This is a genomic window from Niabella beijingensis (genome assembly GCF_020034665.1).
GTDB lineage: Bacteria > Bacteroidota > Bacteroidia > Chitinophagales > Chitinophagaceae > Niabella > Niabella beijingensis.
Genome location: NZ_JAIQDI010000001.1, coordinates 3,083,597 through 3,097,965, shown reverse-complemented (window position 1 = coordinate 3,097,965; position 14,369 = coordinate 3,083,597). Strand labels below are relative to the sequence as shown.

The following is a 14,369-nucleotide window of genomic DNA, read 5'->3' as shown; positions in this document are numbered from 1 at the left end:
ACAGCCGGTATGCGCTGTTAACGACAAATTTCAGACAGGGTTTCAGTTCTTCTGCACCACGATGGCTGCATTACATCCACCAAAACCAGATGCGGTTTTCAAAAATGCGGATACCGGTGTTTCAACCAGCGCACTGCAAACATTCAGTGGTTTTACCGTACCGGGCACTTCAAATCCTTTGGTAGGAATAATCATCCCAGCCCGTAATGATTCCAGTCCGATCACTGTTTCCAGCAATCCTGCAGCCCCCAGCGTATGCCCGTAGTATCCCTTAAGACTGTTCACGGGCACTTCCTCCAATCCGGCCAGATTAATGGCCCGGCTTTCCATATCATCATTATAAACCGTAGCCGTTCCGTGCGCGGAAATAAATCCGATGGCAGCCGGTTCAATACCCGCCTCCTTCATGGCATGATCGATGGCCATAAACAACTCCTCGCCCGTGCGCGATGGTCCGGATATATGATTGGCATCATTGCTCACGCCGCCGCCGCTCACGGTTAAAACGGTCCCGCCTTGTGGCCGTTCTGTTGACAATACCACAGTTGCCGCCGCCTCTCCGAGGTTGATACCGTTCCGGTGCGCATCAAAGGGTTTGCAAAGCACATCGCTTACGGCATGAAATGACTGGAAGCCGGATAAGATGAACCGGGTGATCAGATCAGCACCTGCTACTACGATCGTTTTGTACCTGCCCGCTTCCAGCATCCGCCTGGCCGTGATAATGGCCAGGGTACCGGAGATACAGGCATGGGATACAATTAACGGCCTGTTCTTAAACCCAAAATGCCCGGCAATCTTTTCCGCGGAAACAGTCATTCCTACTTCCTTCTTCAATTCAACAGTAACCGTATGATCTTCCAGCAGGCTGATATTGCCTTTGGTGGAAGAAAGGATAAGCGCTGTATCCGGATCGGCGGGGTCGATACCTGCAAGCCGTATCGCATCTGCAACAGAGGCTTTTAACAGGGATTCAAAAGGAGTAAATGCTGTGGCTTCCTCATTAAAAAAGGAGGGACCGAACAGGGCTGCACAAAAGGGCACGTCACTTCTTGCTGCATCCTGATGCACTTTTACTGCTGTTCTGTCCGCGCACAGCGCATCAAAGTTCTCCTGCGCCGTGCTTCCCAGCGGGGACACAATATTCTGTGATAAAACAAATACGCTCCTCATCCTTTTACTTCAAAAATTTTTGTTTCCATTCCTCAAAAAAAGGAGGATTATTCAATAAAAGGGTTTGCGTATCCTTATCCAGGAAAACCTGTGTGGTGCTTCCTGTGGCTACCAGCGAGCGGTCGGACACTTTATAAAGGCGGTACCTGAAAATGATCTTGGCAGCCTCGCAGGGTTCATAGATCGTTTCCACCTGCACCTCATCTCCGAATTTCAGCGATTTTTTGTAATTGCACTCCACATGCACAATGGGTACCACTATATTTTCCCGGAAGAAGTCGAGATACCCGATCCCGTAGCTTTTTCCAAAAGCTTCTCTTCCGTCTTCAAAATAACGAATGTAATGACCATGCCACACAATACCCAGCGGGTCCGCTTCATTAAAGCGGATCAGCACTTCGGTTGTATTTTTTAATTCCTTCATTATCTCATTTTCCAGACAGCATATTTGCTGCTTTTAATATTGTCGATCACATTTTTCATTCCTGCAGCCCAGTAGTTCCGGAAGCTGAAGGCCATACCCACTTTCCCTTCCATCTTATCCGCCAGTAGTATTTTTTTTGATTTGATGTCAAACAGGGTTACCCAAACAGAGATGGCTTTTCTTGTTTTACTCATGCCATCCACTACAAACAGCAGACCGGTACCGGTTTTATCGCCTGTATTAAAACCCTTCACCAGTTTTTCTACATCGCTTTCTTCCAGGTGATGAAAGTCATCGGAGTCGGAAGAAAGCAGCTGATCGGGATCTGTTTTCTGATTTCTTTTTGAAACAAAGCTGAGATTGCTGCTGACCTCCGCTTTTTTAAACGCCCCGGCGATATCGTACTTACCGGATTCATTGATGATGACGTCGTTGATGCCGTCAAACTGGCGGGCCACGATATCATCGCTTTTTGCAGTGGCATCGCCGATCAGCTTTGCCTTTGTAAAATCAATGCCAAAATAATAAATGGGCAGCTCCTTATCGGTCAGTACTTCATTCAGTGTTTGCGCCTTCAGGCCGCTGATCAATAAAAGCGTAAAAAAAAGAAATAGAACTTTGGTTGAGATTTTTTTCATGGTCTGTTTTGATTTAAAAAAATATTGGGAATTTCATTCGGAAACAAAGATGCGCATTTCACAGGACGCGATCACCTCGCCATTTACAGCGATGGCTCCGTCTATGATCGTAGCATTGAATACCTGGTTCCTGATCCGGATCGAGGTGTTCAGCACTTCACCCGTTGCAGGCAGCCGGCTGATCTTTAACCGCTGAACGGCACCGATAAAACCTACCGGTACCGGTTTATTTTCTTTGTTACAAAGGTATCCGATCCGTGCAGCTGCTGTTTGGGCAATGTTCTCCACCAGGCCCGGCTCTCTGAAAAGTCCGTCTTCCACCAGGATATTATCGTCGGTTACGGTAAACCAGGTGGCAGCTCCGTCATCATCCGAATGTTCCAGCGTTTGTACCATTACAAACGGCGGCCGTTGCGGGATATAGGGTAAGATATCTGTGGCGATGCTCATAATCAATAAACAGTTGGCATTTCACAGGGCCAACGCGCTAAAATTACAGAAACTTTGGTTTGCAGCCCCGGTTTTTCTGCCTCCCGGCAGTTTGTGCCGGCGCCAGGCTGGTTATGTCTTATACAAAGGTAAAAAGAGCATATCGCGAGGCCGGAAACCGGGCCGGTTCAGCTTTTATCTTCACCCCAAAAGGGGTAATAATTATACCATTGTGCGGGATACCGGCGGACCTTGTCGGTCATTTCCTGTACAAAATCGTCCAGGATGGCCGCCGGGTGGCCTTTTTCCGGGTGGCCACGGTAGACGGTCCCCTCAGTAGCAAAAAAATGATAATGTGTTGCAGATTCCTTCAGCGCAAATACAAAACTCACCGGAACCGGCAATTTTGCAGCTATTGTAAAAGGGCCGGCCGGAAACTGTGCCGGAGCCCCCAGGAACAACGATGCAAGGGTCTTGTTTCCTTCCATAAACCGGTCGGAATGCATACAAACCAACTCGTTATTGTTCAGCGCCTCCATTATTTCATAGATATGCGAAATATTATCCTTTATAAGGATCAGGTTGGCATTGCGCTCACCGGTTACCCCATCCAGGTAGGCCTTTACCTGCTCGTGCTCCCCGTCATACATTACGATATTTATTTTGGTATTGAGCCGTTTCAGCAAGTGGCCGGCAATTTCCCAGTTGCCGATATGGGCGCTCAGCAGCAAGCCGCCCTTCCCGGCAGCTACCATATCATGCAGGTGTTGTTCGCCATCAAAGTGAAAACTGAACCGGTTGCGGATACCGCTCATCATTACGATCCGGTCGATCAGGGCCTGTCCGAACCAGTAATAATTCTGGTACCGCAACCGTGTGGCCTTCCATCCGGAAAATTTCAGCCGCTGGTGCAGGTAGTAGCTGATGGCCCGGTTGGCCCCGGTGCTGAACAGAAAATAATACAGGCTCACAAAGCGCAGCAGGAAATAGGCCGGCGCAGTTCCCCCTGCCCTAAGCAGGGCGACGAAAATACTATAGCCCAGTTTATTTCCTTTGGAGCTTCCGTCCCAGTTTGCCATTTAAATAGATTACATTATAATACCCAAATATAATAAGCCTGTTACAATGCATGAGGCCTTTTACCAATTCTTGTGGAACGGGGAAACATGGGGGACATGGCGTACACCTAAACCTCGGAGGCAGATTGTTCTGCGCAGCAGGATGTAGTCCGGGTTGTCTCTTACACAATTCCTCAAACCGCTGCGTCCTTGTACAGGCGCACAAGCGAGCGTGGCAACAATGCTGAGATGTGTTCTGCAGCCGGCCCAATAATAAAAATCTTACGCTGCTTCCTTTTTGCGGATCTGTGCGTGTATATAATTGTAGAAGTCGTTAAAGGTCACCAGCGGTACAAAATCGCCGGGCTGTACCTTGAAATGAAAGTTGCTTTCCAGGGCTACCACAAGATCGATATAATCCAGGCTGTCCAGATCCAATACCTCTTTCAGGTTGGCATCCGGCTTTATCCGATCGGCATCCGCCTCGAATTCATCTACCAAAAATGTATTGGTCGTATTTATTATTTTCTCCATGCTTAGCATTAGCAAAAATTACCACTTTTTTACAACGAGGGTCGAGTTAGTGCCCCCGAACCCAAATGAATTGGACAAAAATACATCTATATTTTTATTCAGTGTATTTTTTACAATATTTAGAGCGGCCGTGTCGGCATCCGGGTTTTCAAAATTGATATTTGGTGCGATAAATCCATGCTCCATCATGATGCTGGAATATACAATTTCACTGGCACCCGCCATCCAGCATTCGTGGCCGGTCATTGATTTTGTGGAGCTTACAGGTGTATCGCATCCCTGGAACACTTCTGCAATGGCCTTCGCTTCGCTGGCGTCACCCGTTGGCGTACTGGTGGCATGTGCGTTGATGTAGTCAATGGTATTGGCTGTTACCCCCGCATCATTCAGTGCCATCCGGAGGGATTTTGCCGGGCCGGCCACAGTGGGGTTCGAAATATGCTCCCCGTTGGAGGAGAACCCATAGCCGATCACTTCCGCCAGGATCGGGGCGCCCCTTTTCTGAGCAGATTCCAGGCTCTCCAGGATCACGGTTGCCGCTCCCCCGCTGGGGATCAGCCCGTCGCGGTCCCTGTCAAAGGGACGGGAAGCTTTTTCAGGAGCAGCCTCTTTTATCGAAAAAGCGCCCAGCGCGTCAAAGGTTCCCATCGACAGATGGTTGATCTCCTGGGCGCCACCGGCTATGATGCAATCCTGCAACCCCATTTTTATGAGGATATAGGCCAGGCCGATCGCATGCGAGCCACTGGCACAGGCCGCACTTACCGTGAGGTTGATCCCCTTCAGTTTGAAGATGGTGGCCAGGTTCATGGTTACCGTGGAGTTCAGGGTCTGGAACACGGCAGCCGAACCCACCAGCATGGTATCTTTTTTTTCGCGGATCAGGTCAGTGGATTCGATGACCGCTTTTGCCGAGCTGTCGTTTCCGTAAAGGATCCCCGGTTCCAAACGTACCAGGTCTTCTTCCGAAAGGTTTGCTTCTTTCAGTGCTTCGAGGGTGGCCACATAGGCATACTCGCCCTCTTCGGGAAGCATAATACGGGAACGCCGGTCCAGCAGCCCTTTCAGCGAAGGGCGTTCTACAAAACCGGTCAATGCGGACCGGTATCCGAATGCTTTGCGGACCGGGTCAAAAATGATCCCTGATTTTCCCAGGTACAATGATTCCTTTACCTCGGCAAGATTTTTCCCTATGCAGGAGTATATGCCCCGGCCTGTTATCACCACTCTGTTCATTGGTGCAAAAGTATAAGGTTATTTTAAAGTTCGGATCTTTCTGTTTCAGTTAATGAAAATTTAGGAAATTTAAAAAGTAAATACCTTTTATTATACAAAATCAAAACAGCATCGTTATAGGAAGGCAAGCTGGTAGCAGCATTTATTTCCGGGGTCGACTTCGACAACCCGGGATCGCTGCCACCGTGCTATGCAGGTTTGAGCTGAACTGATGATCAAAAAAGCGGGCGACCGGTTTTTGTCCCGCCGCCCGCTTTTCACAATAATAACTCCGTTTTTATTTAACGCTGAAACCGGCTTCGTGATCACCCCATAAAAGCGCCACCTGGCCATCATCGCTGATGGTGTAGGTCAGGGCTTCGGAAAATTTTTCCGGCTTGCTGCTTTTCACCGTTACCCGCAGGGCATCATCCCCTTCGCTGTACTCCGTACCCCACTGATCCCATTTTTTACTGAAAATAAATGTCCAGTCGTCACCGGCGGTAAGCACATGCAGTCCGTATTTACCCGCAGGCAACGGTTTGCCGTCGATGGTAACATCCTTGCTTGCCTCAAACAGCGTGGTTTTATTGGCACCTGCGCGCCATACTTTTCCGTCCATAGGTTCCACATCCTTACCAATGGTACGCCCCTTAACAGAGGGCTGACTGTAATTTACGGAGATGGCTGCTCCCGATTTGATCGTTTTTGAAACAGAAGCCGGGGGGCTGGCCGGCTTTTTCTTTTCGCCGTTCTGGGCTGATACACCCACTACAAGGCAGATCCCCATCATAAGTACTAATAGCTTTTTCATATATTCCATTTTTAAAAATTGTGCAAATTGTTTGCCAATCGCTTTGCCGGAGGTCCTTAAAAAAATAAATAACAAGCAAATGATCCTTTCTGCCATCCGGCAGGTTCATTACAGAGCACTATAAAGATAGAAAAACAACCGCTCTTCCAATTACCTTTTTTTAAATGCCTTTTAACGATCGGGCACACCACCGGCTTTAAACCTTTTCCCTTTTCCGGACTCAGATAGTAGTATCCGTTTCTGAATGAAAAAAATAATCCGCTATGAAAATGATTACAACAATCGTCTGGGGAATGCTCATTGTCCTGTTCCTGTCGGCACTTGGTTCATGTACTGTCAGGGCCTATTCTCACACACCACGGCACCGCGTCTGGGTACCCGGCCACTGGTCTCCCGGTTATCATGGGTATAAACATTGGGTACGTGGTCATTATGAATACCGCTGATACCGGGGCATAAGAAAGCTCCGGTTAACGGAGCTTTCTTATGCTTACTGAACCGTACCGTCTCAAAGCCGGTCCAGTTCGTCTTTTACAAATACCATCAATCCTTTGATATGGTCCGGGGAAAGGTCGAACCGTAGTCCGGCAGCTTCAAAAAGCTGGGGCAGCGGTCGTGTACCACCCAGGCTCAATGCCTGGATATAATGATTCAGCGCTTCTTCCCGGTTGGTTTTATATTGCTGCCACAAACCGATAGCGCCCAGCTGGGCAATGCCATATTCGATATAATAAAAAGGCACTTCAAACAAATGCAACTGACGCTGCCAGCTGAAGTTCCGGTAATCCTCAAGCCCGCTGGTATCCAGGGTTTGTGGTGTAAAGCCGGCAAGAATGGTTTGCCATGCAGCCAGCCGTTCTTCACGGGTATGCGTCGGATGTTCGTAGATCCAGTGCTGGAATTTATCGATCGTTGCGATCCACGGGAAAATGGTCAGCACCCGCTCCAGCTGCTGTTCATGTGCCCGCTTTAGTTCCTCCGGCGTTTTAAAGAATTCCGTCCAGTGTTCCATACTGAACAGCTCCATGCTCATGCTGGCCACTTCGGCTATCTCTGTCGGATATTCTTTAAATGCGGATAATTCCAACGGATGGGATAAAAAAGAATGTATGGCGTGTCCTCCTTCATGTACCATCGTGGTCACATCATCCATCGTGCCGGCCGCATTCATAAATATAAACGGTGCGCCGGTCTCAGCCAGCGGGCAGTTATACCCGCCGGGAGCCTTCCCCTTCCGGCTTTCCAGGTCCAGCCGTCCCATCTCATTCATCTTCCGCAGACAGTCGCCAAAAAAGGGCTTTAATTCATTAAAGCAATGGATGGCCTTTTCTACCAGTTCGCTTCCTGTAGTAAAGGGACGCAGGGGTTCTGTTCCTGCCGGCTCTGCGTCTATATCCCAGGGCCTTAAAACATCCAGGCCCAGTTTTTCTTTTTTCTGCTGATAGATCTTATCCACCAGTGGCAGCACATGCTGCTTTACAGCATCATGAAACTGGAAACAATTTTCTTTGGTATAATCAAACCGGCCCAGTTCGGCAAACCGGTAATCCCTGTAATTTTCAAATCCTGCGTTCAGGGCCACCTGGTGCCGTTTCTTTAAAAGCCCATCAAAAAGATCATCCAGGGCCTCCTTATCCTGTAACCGGCGGTCGCCTATTTTACGGTATACGCTTTCGCGGAGTGTCCGGTCCGGACTTTCCAGGAATTTAGCCGCCTGCTGCAGGGTATATTCCTGGTCATTTACGGTAACGGACATTTTTCCGGCAATAGCGCCAAACTGCTGCGCTTCCACTGCCAGTTCCGATTGCAGGGAGATATTCGCTTCGCGGAACAATTCTATATTCTTCTTTACGTTCCGGAGATAGGTAAAATATTCAGGTGTGGTAAGCTCTTTTGAAAGCGGGCTTTCGATCAGCTTCCGGTTCAGGAGGTCTGCATAAGGCTGGATCCGGGGCTGGATCTCGGTCATAAAAAACGTAAAGGATTCCGCCAGCGCCGTATCCGTGGTATCCCTTGTCATATTGATCTGCCGCCAGCAGGCTTCTTCACTCACCACCGCTTCCAGCTCGCTGACATCCTTCAGCCATTGGTCCAGTGCTTTTTTGCCGGGCAGTTCCCGCCCGGCCAGGTCTTTAAAATAAGGTTCCAGGGCTTCCCAGCCGGAGATCTTAAAATCGGCGGGTAAAAAGCTTCTCTTCAACGGTTCGATGTTTGCATCCAGTTTCATATTCTTATTTTTTCTGCTGTACCCCTTCCTGTTTAACGAATCTGTTCTTTACAGGTCAGAGGAACAGGGAAACAGCAATATACTTTATAAAACTCAAATTGCTGTAAAAACGATCCGCCCCGGTTGAGCCGGGGCGGTCGAACAAAAAAAATTGTATCGGATTAGGCATCCTTCTTTTTAGCCGCAGCTTTTTTGGCAGCAGCCTTCTTGGCCGGGGCTTTTTCTTTCTTTTCCGGCGCTGCTTCAGCATCCTTCTCTTCCTTTGCTTTTGCAGGTTTCTTTTTAGCGGCCGGGGCTTCTGCTGCTTTTTCTTCTGCTGCTGCGGTTTCCGCTTCAGGAGCAGTTTCCGCTGCTTCCTCCTCTTCTGCCTGTGTTAATTTTACTTCAATATCATTCTGCTGCAGCTGATCGAACCATTTTACGATCTTTTTCATATCGGACACATATACCCTTTCAAAGTCCATATCGGGATATACCTTCTGGAAATACGCTTTAATGGCCTTGTCGTCTTTTACGTCCGGCAAAGAAGTGCTGTCCGCTTTCATGGCATTGAATACGTCTGCCAGGTTCACATTTTCCCGGATGGTATAAATTTCAATACTTTCCAGATGAGAAAACTGGTGAATACGGGAAGACGCAAATTTGGTGGTCTTGTCATTCAGTGAACGTACGATGGCTCCGTCATTCTTACTGTTGATCAGCTCAAATAAGCCCGATAATCCACTAACTGCAACTAACTTATTATACTCCATGGTCATTTTTTAAGAGCCGCAAGATAAATGACTTTTTTTAAGAATATACCTAAACCGCTTTTTTTATACTATTCTTTTAAGGTTTTTTGGCAAAACCAGGCAAACAAGTTCTTATTTATCAATATTTTTAGTGTTTATCAAACGTTACTACCGAAAGTTTGAACCCTTTTCATCGTCCAATGAACTTTATATCCCCTATTTATGAAGCATATCGGACTATTATTCGTACTTGTGATGACCGGAGTGATTGCCAGCGGGCAATCGATAAAAGGCACTTTAATGGATCCCGTGGAAGGCACAACGGTAAGCGGTGCCACCGTGGAACTGGAAAATGCAGCCGACTCTACCGTAAAAGCCTCTGTTGCTTCAGATAAGGAAGGAAAATTCAGTTTTACCAATCTCAGCCTGGGCGCTTATATTCTTAAAGCCACTTCTATTGGTTTTGAAACCCTGGAAAGCAATGTGACGCTGTCGGATACCCTGCGGGATGCCGATCTCGGAGAGATCTATATTCCCAAAAAGACCACCACACTGGAAGGCGTGGTGATCGTGGCCACGGCTCCTGCTGTAACACAGAAAGGCGATACCACACAGTTCAGCGCCAGTCAGTATAAAGTTAATCCCGATGCCAATGTGGAGGACCTGATCAAGAAAATGCCGGGTATCACTGTAGACCGCAGCGGGAATGTGACCGCACAGGGAGAGGCCGTGAAAAAAGTTACAGTGGACGGAAAAGACTTTTTTGGGGATGATGCCACCATGGCGCTGCGGAATCTTCCATCAGAAGTGGTGGATAAGATACAGGTGTTTGACCGCCTCAGCGACCAGGCCCAGCTGACAGGTTTTGACGACGGCAACTCCCAGAAGTCCATCAATATCGTTACCAAGTCCGGCATCCGCAACGGCCAGTTCGGGCGTATTTATGCCGGCTATGGCACAGACAGCCGCTATTCCGCGGGTGGCAATACCAGCTTTTTTAACGGAAGCCGCAGGATCTCCCTGGTGGGCAACTTCAATAATATCAACCAGCAGAACTTTGCCAGTCAGGACCTGCTGGGGATCAGCTCCGGCGGCGGGCGTGGCGGCCGCGGTGGCGGAGGAGGAGGAGGATACCGTGGTGGCGGCAATGCTGGCGATTTTATGGTAGGCCTTACCCCCGGCATCAGCAAGACCAATGCCTTTGGGGTAAACTATGGTGATAAATGGGGCAAGAAGATCGACGTTACGGCCAGCTATTTTTTCAATAACCAGTATTCCACCAACGAGTCGGAGAGCAATACCGAATACCTGACGAACTCAAGGTTCGTATACAACAAGGGATTTAATACCTCCAACAACAATAATCACCGCTTTAATATGCGGATGGAGTATAAGATCGACTCCAACAATACCATTTATTTTATACCAAGTCTGAGCTTTCAGAATAACAACTCCGCTTCGCAATCAGAGACAAGGACCTATCTTTTACCGGATGGCGGGGAGGTGGACTCGCTTAATAACGCAAACGGCAACTCCAGTTCTAACCGGAACGGTTTCAATATCAACAATAACCTGATGTACCGCCACTCCTTTGGCAAACCCGGAAGGACCTTTTCGATCGGCCTGCAAACCTCGCACAGCAAAAATGATGGTGATTCCTATAATTATAATATGCTGAATTACTATGATGCCGGTATACGCACAGACTCACTGGTAAATCAGTTCCGCGATAACAATACAAAAGGGAGTCAGTACCGCGCCCGTACCAGTTATACCGAGCCGGTCGGCCAGCAGGGCATGTTCCAGTTCGAATACAGCTACCAGATCCAGAAGAACCGGGCCGACCAGGAGACCTTTGATTATGACGGCAACGCATACAATGATTTTAATCAGCTGCAATCAAACAAATTCGATAACACCATCAAAACACATACGGGAGAAGTGGATTACCGCCTTGGTAAAAGCAGGGACAACCAGTTTTCCGTAGGTGTGGATTTTGAAAACACCCTGCTTCAGAGTGTGCGGGTATACCCCACCACCTCAACCGTTAATCAGACGTTCAATACCATTCTGCCCAACCTCCGCTGGATGAAAAAGATCGGCCGCTACAGCAATGTCCGGCTTTTCTACCGTATGCGGAATGATTTCCCGAGCATCAACCAGTTGCAGGATGTGGTGGATGCCAGCAATGCATTGAGCATCAGCAGCGGTAACCCGGAGTTAAAACAAACTACCACCAACTGGGGCTCCTTACGCTATTCCTATACGAATACGCGGAACAGTCAGAGCCTTTTCTTCAATCTTTTCGGGCAACTTTCCAATAACTATATCACCACCGCCACCTACTTTCCCACACAGGATTCGGTGATCAATGGCGTGGAGATCAAACAGGGTGCGCAGTTCAGCAAGCCGGTGAATATGAATGGTTATAAAAACCTCAATGCATTCATTACTTATAGTTTTCCGATAAAACCGATCAAATCAAACCTTAATATCAATACCGGGTATACCTTCCTGCAATCACCCGGCATGATCGATTATAAAAGCACTCAAACCACCAATCAGGGAATTTCGGCGGGTATGGTACTGGGAAGCAATATCAGTGAATATGTAGACTTCAGCCTTTCCTACAACGCACAGTTCAACAACACCACCGGTACCGACCAGCGCACCGGCAACAACCGGTATGTGACACAGACCGGGGGCTTTTTTGCCAACCTGCTTTCAAAAAACGGCTGGTTTGTGCAGAACGACCTCACTTATCAGAATTACTCCGGTTTAACCGCTGATATGAACCAGTCCTTCTGGTTGTGGAATGCCGCTATCGGTAAAAAATTCCTGAAGAACAAAGCAGGAGAGTTAAAGCTTTCGGTGTTTGATCTACTGAATCAGAATCAAAGCATATCAAGAGCTGTAAATGCAAACTATATCACCGATTCGCGGAATATGGTGCTGCAGCAGTACTTTATGCTCACCTTTACCTATAGTCTGCGCAATTTTGGCAAGGGAAAAGCACCGGCCCGTGAAGAAGGCGGCGAACACAGAAGAGAATGGCGCGGTGGCCCTCCGGGTATGATGCAGGGTGGCGGCCGTCCGGGCGGACCAATGTTTTAACGGGTACTATTTATTTTTTTTGTAATATCGCTGAATTAACCGGTATTACATTGCTTAACGAAGAAATATTAGTACAGGAATTAAAGCAGGGCAATGAGGCCGCGTTTAAAGAAGTCGTTGACGCTTACCAGAATATGGTGTACAATACCTGCCTGTCCATCGTTAAGAGCGAAGAAGACGCGGAAGACATTGCGCAGGATGTGTTTGTTCAGGTCTACCAATCGATTCATTCTTTTAAAGGAGAATCCAAGCTTTCAACCTGGATCTACCGGATCGCCACTACCAAATCACTGGACTTTGAGCGGAAAAAAAAGCGGAAAAAGCGCTTTGGCTTTGTACGCAGTATTTTTGGAGATGACAGCCAGATAGTGGTGAACCCTCCGGATTTTCAACATCCGGGAGTGGTGCTTGATAAGAAGGAAAATGCAGCTGTCCTGTTTAAAGCAATTGATCAGTTACCTGAAAATCAGCGTGTTGCTTTTTTACTGAACAAGGTGGAGGGGCTGAGCTACCAGGAAGTAAGTGAGGTGCTGGAAACATCGGTTTCTTCGGTTGAATCGCTGTTGCACCGGGCAAAAAATAACTTAAAAAAGATACTTGAGAAGGATTATACACTACGGAAATAAAAGAAAATTTCAAATTTGACGTCAAATAATTTTTAAGATATATATTTAGTCCATTATAACCATTGTAAATTACTAAAATCCGTTTTTTAATGAAGAAGCAAGAGCATATAGACGCGATCCTCGACAGCTTTGACGGGATAAAACGGGCTGAAACCAGGCCATTTATGTACACAAGGGTACGGGCCCGGATACAGGAGGAATCGAATTTCTGGATGAAAACAAGCAGTGTGATCACCCGGCCCCTGGTAGCGGTTTGCTGCCTGGTGTCGATCATTACTGTGAACGTTTACCTCATCATTGATGCCGACCACCGGCAAAAGGCAGAGACCATGGCCACGGCAGGCACCGAATCCGATATCCTGCAAAATGAAAATTTCATACTGGCTTCCAATACCGGCTACGATTTTAACAAATAAAAGGAATGAACAATACTGCACGTAACAGGACCCTTATCTTTATCATTGCCCTGCTGCTGATTACCAATCTGGCCCTGCTGGGCTACACTTTCTTTTTCTCAAGAAAGCAGCCTTTTGATAAAGAACGGGAAGGATTTACGGCAGCATTGAAAAATGAGGTGGGATTTACCGACAACCAGCTGGAACAGTTTAAAGAACTGAAGCAAAAGCACTGGGCCGGCGCCCGGGCTGATATGGAACAGATCCGCAAGATCAAACAAAAGCTGTTTGACCTTACCCGGCAGCAGGATGTTGCAGACAGCACCATCGCATTCCTGGCAGACTCCATCGCCACACTTCAGAAACATGCAGAAATAAAGACCTTCTATCATTTCAAGGCCACCCGGTCTATTTGTACTCCGGAGCAGCAACCCCGTTACGATTCGCTGATGACGCGGATCATCCGGCAGGGCCGGAACGGACGCCCCATCCCTCCGGGGCCAAATAAATAAAAATTAAATACCTTGCAACTTTCTTACGGGTACGATACCTCTTGTAATATATAAAAGGTATCAAATATTACAATTTTTTAACATGAGAAGCAGATTTATCCTGATTTTAGGCTTGTTCCTGGCATTGAGCACGTCCCTTTATGCCCAGAAGGAAAGCGTCGGGGATAAGGTAAATACCGCTTTGACAAAATTTGATGCTGCAATTAAACCCGATAAGACCAAAAGGAGCAGCCTGGAAACCATTTTTACTGATTTTTACAAGGCCCAGGAAAAACTGCGTGACAATATCCAGGGATCTTCCACTCCGCTGGCGCAGGGGTTGCAGCAGGATTATCAAAGTGTACGAAAACAAAATGAAGGACTCTTTACTGAAAGAGACGACCAGCTGAAAAAACTGCTGAGCGCTGACGAATACAAGAAATGGAAGGAAGAGATCGAACCCTCCCTGCGCAAAGGCGGGAAAAAATAAACATTCCGCT

At 47.7% G+C, this 14,369-nt stretch carries 16 protein-coding genes; 6 read left to right on the top strand and 10 right to left on the bottom strand.

The genetic code is table 11. The features are described from left to right. Positions 1-42: 42 nt before the first annotated feature. The 8 genes from K7B07_RS12985 to K7B07_RS12950 all read right to left on the bottom strand — a co-directional run bounded on the left by K7B07_RS12985 (position 43) and on the right by K7B07_RS12950 (position 6,285). Entirely contained in the window at positions 43-1,173 is a 1,131-nt protein-coding gene (locus tag K7B07_RS12985) for a beta-ketoacyl-[acyl-carrier-protein] synthase family protein (RefSeq protein WP_223710247.1), read from the bottom strand. 4 nt (positions 1,174-1,177) lie between these two features. Next, on the bottom strand, positions 1,178-1,597 hold the full coding sequence (locus K7B07_RS12980; RefSeq protein WP_223710245.1) for an acyl-CoA thioesterase: 420 nt from the start codon (positions 1,595-1,597) through the stop codon (positions 1,178-1,180). After that, entirely contained in the window at positions 1,597-2,235 is a 639-nt protein-coding gene (locus K7B07_RS12975) for a hypothetical protein (protein WP_223710243.1), read from the bottom strand. Before K7B07_RS12975 ends, K7B07_RS12980 begins: the two co-directional genes overlap by 1 nt. Before the next feature lie 33 nt (positions 2,236-2,268). Beyond that, positions 2,269-2,685: a hotdog family protein gene (locus K7B07_RS12970; RefSeq protein ID WP_223710241.1), complete on the bottom strand. Its 417-nt coding sequence runs from the start codon at positions 2,683-2,685 to the stop codon at positions 2,269-2,271. A 167-nt stretch (positions 2,686-2,852) separates the two neighbouring features. Then, a complete protein-coding gene (locus K7B07_RS12965; RefSeq protein WP_223710239.1) occupies positions 2,853-3,743 on the bottom strand; it encodes an LpxL/LpxP family acyltransferase in 891 nt (296 codons plus the stop codon). A gap of 261 nt (positions 3,744-4,004) precedes the next feature. Continuing rightward, complete coding sequence (locus K7B07_RS12960) at positions 4,005-4,256, bottom strand: phosphopantetheine-binding protein (protein WP_223710237.1); 252 nt, start codon at positions 4,254-4,256, stop codon at positions 4,005-4,007. 18 nt (positions 4,257-4,274) lie between these two features. After that, entirely contained in the window at positions 4,275-5,492 is a 1,218-nt protein-coding gene (locus tag K7B07_RS12955) for a beta-ketoacyl-[acyl-carrier-protein] synthase family protein (protein WP_223710235.1), read from the bottom strand. A gap of 277 nt (positions 5,493-5,769) precedes the next feature. Continuing rightward, positions 5,770-6,285 (bottom strand): DUF2911 domain-containing protein, encoded by a 516-nt coding sequence (locus K7B07_RS12950; RefSeq protein WP_223710233.1) that lies wholly within the window; start codon positions 6,283-6,285, stop codon positions 5,770-5,772. A gap of 269 nt (positions 6,286-6,554) precedes the next feature. Here K7B07_RS12950 and K7B07_RS12945 point away from each other — a divergent pair, with 269 nt between their 5' ends. Next, positions 6,555-6,731, top strand: a complete 177-nt coding sequence (locus K7B07_RS12945; RefSeq protein ID WP_223710232.1) for a hypothetical protein — start codon at positions 6,555-6,557, stop codon at positions 6,729-6,731. Between the two features lie 62 nt (positions 6,732-6,793). Here K7B07_RS12945 and K7B07_RS12940 read toward each other — a convergent pair whose 3' ends face one another. Both K7B07_RS12940 and K7B07_RS12935 read right to left on the bottom strand, forming a co-directional pair. Continuing rightward, on the bottom strand, positions 6,794-8,512 hold the full coding sequence (locus K7B07_RS12940) for a M3 family oligoendopeptidase (RefSeq protein ID WP_223710230.1): 1,719 nt from the start codon (positions 8,510-8,512) through the stop codon (positions 6,794-6,796). Positions 8,513-8,673: 161 nt separating this feature from the next. After that, entirely contained in the window at positions 8,674-9,264 is a 591-nt protein-coding gene (locus tag K7B07_RS12935) for a DUF5606 family protein (protein WP_223710228.1), read from the bottom strand. A gap of 201 nt (positions 9,265-9,465) precedes the next feature. Between K7B07_RS12935 and K7B07_RS12930 the strand changes: the two genes are divergently transcribed. From K7B07_RS12930 to K7B07_RS12910, 5 genes are all read left to right on the top strand, one after another. Beyond that, complete coding sequence (locus K7B07_RS12930) at positions 9,466-12,357, top strand: outer membrane beta-barrel family protein (protein WP_223710226.1); 2,892 nt, start codon at positions 9,466-9,468, stop codon at positions 12,355-12,357. Between the two features lie 50 nt (positions 12,358-12,407). Continuing rightward, complete coding sequence (locus K7B07_RS12925) at positions 12,408-12,983, top strand: RNA polymerase sigma factor (RefSeq protein ID WP_223710224.1); 576 nt, start codon at positions 12,408-12,410, stop codon at positions 12,981-12,983. Between the two features lie 89 nt (positions 12,984-13,072). After that, the gene (locus K7B07_RS12920; RefSeq protein WP_223710222.1) at positions 13,073-13,399 is read left to right on the top strand and encodes a hypothetical protein; all 327 of its coding nucleotides are present in this window, start codon (positions 13,073-13,075) and stop codon (positions 13,397-13,399) included. 5 nt (positions 13,400-13,404) lie between these two features. After that, positions 13,405-13,890 (top strand): hypothetical protein, encoded by a 486-nt coding sequence (locus tag K7B07_RS12915; protein WP_223710221.1) that lies wholly within the window; start codon positions 13,405-13,407, stop codon positions 13,888-13,890. Positions 13,891-13,972: 82 nt separating this feature from the next. Next, positions 13,973-14,359 carry a hypothetical protein gene (locus K7B07_RS12910; RefSeq protein ID WP_223710219.1) on the top strand — a complete coding sequence of 129 codons (387 nt, stop codon included), beginning with the start codon at positions 13,973-13,975 and terminating at the stop codon, positions 14,357-14,359. The last annotated feature ends 10 nt before the right edge of the window (positions 14,360-14,369 follow it).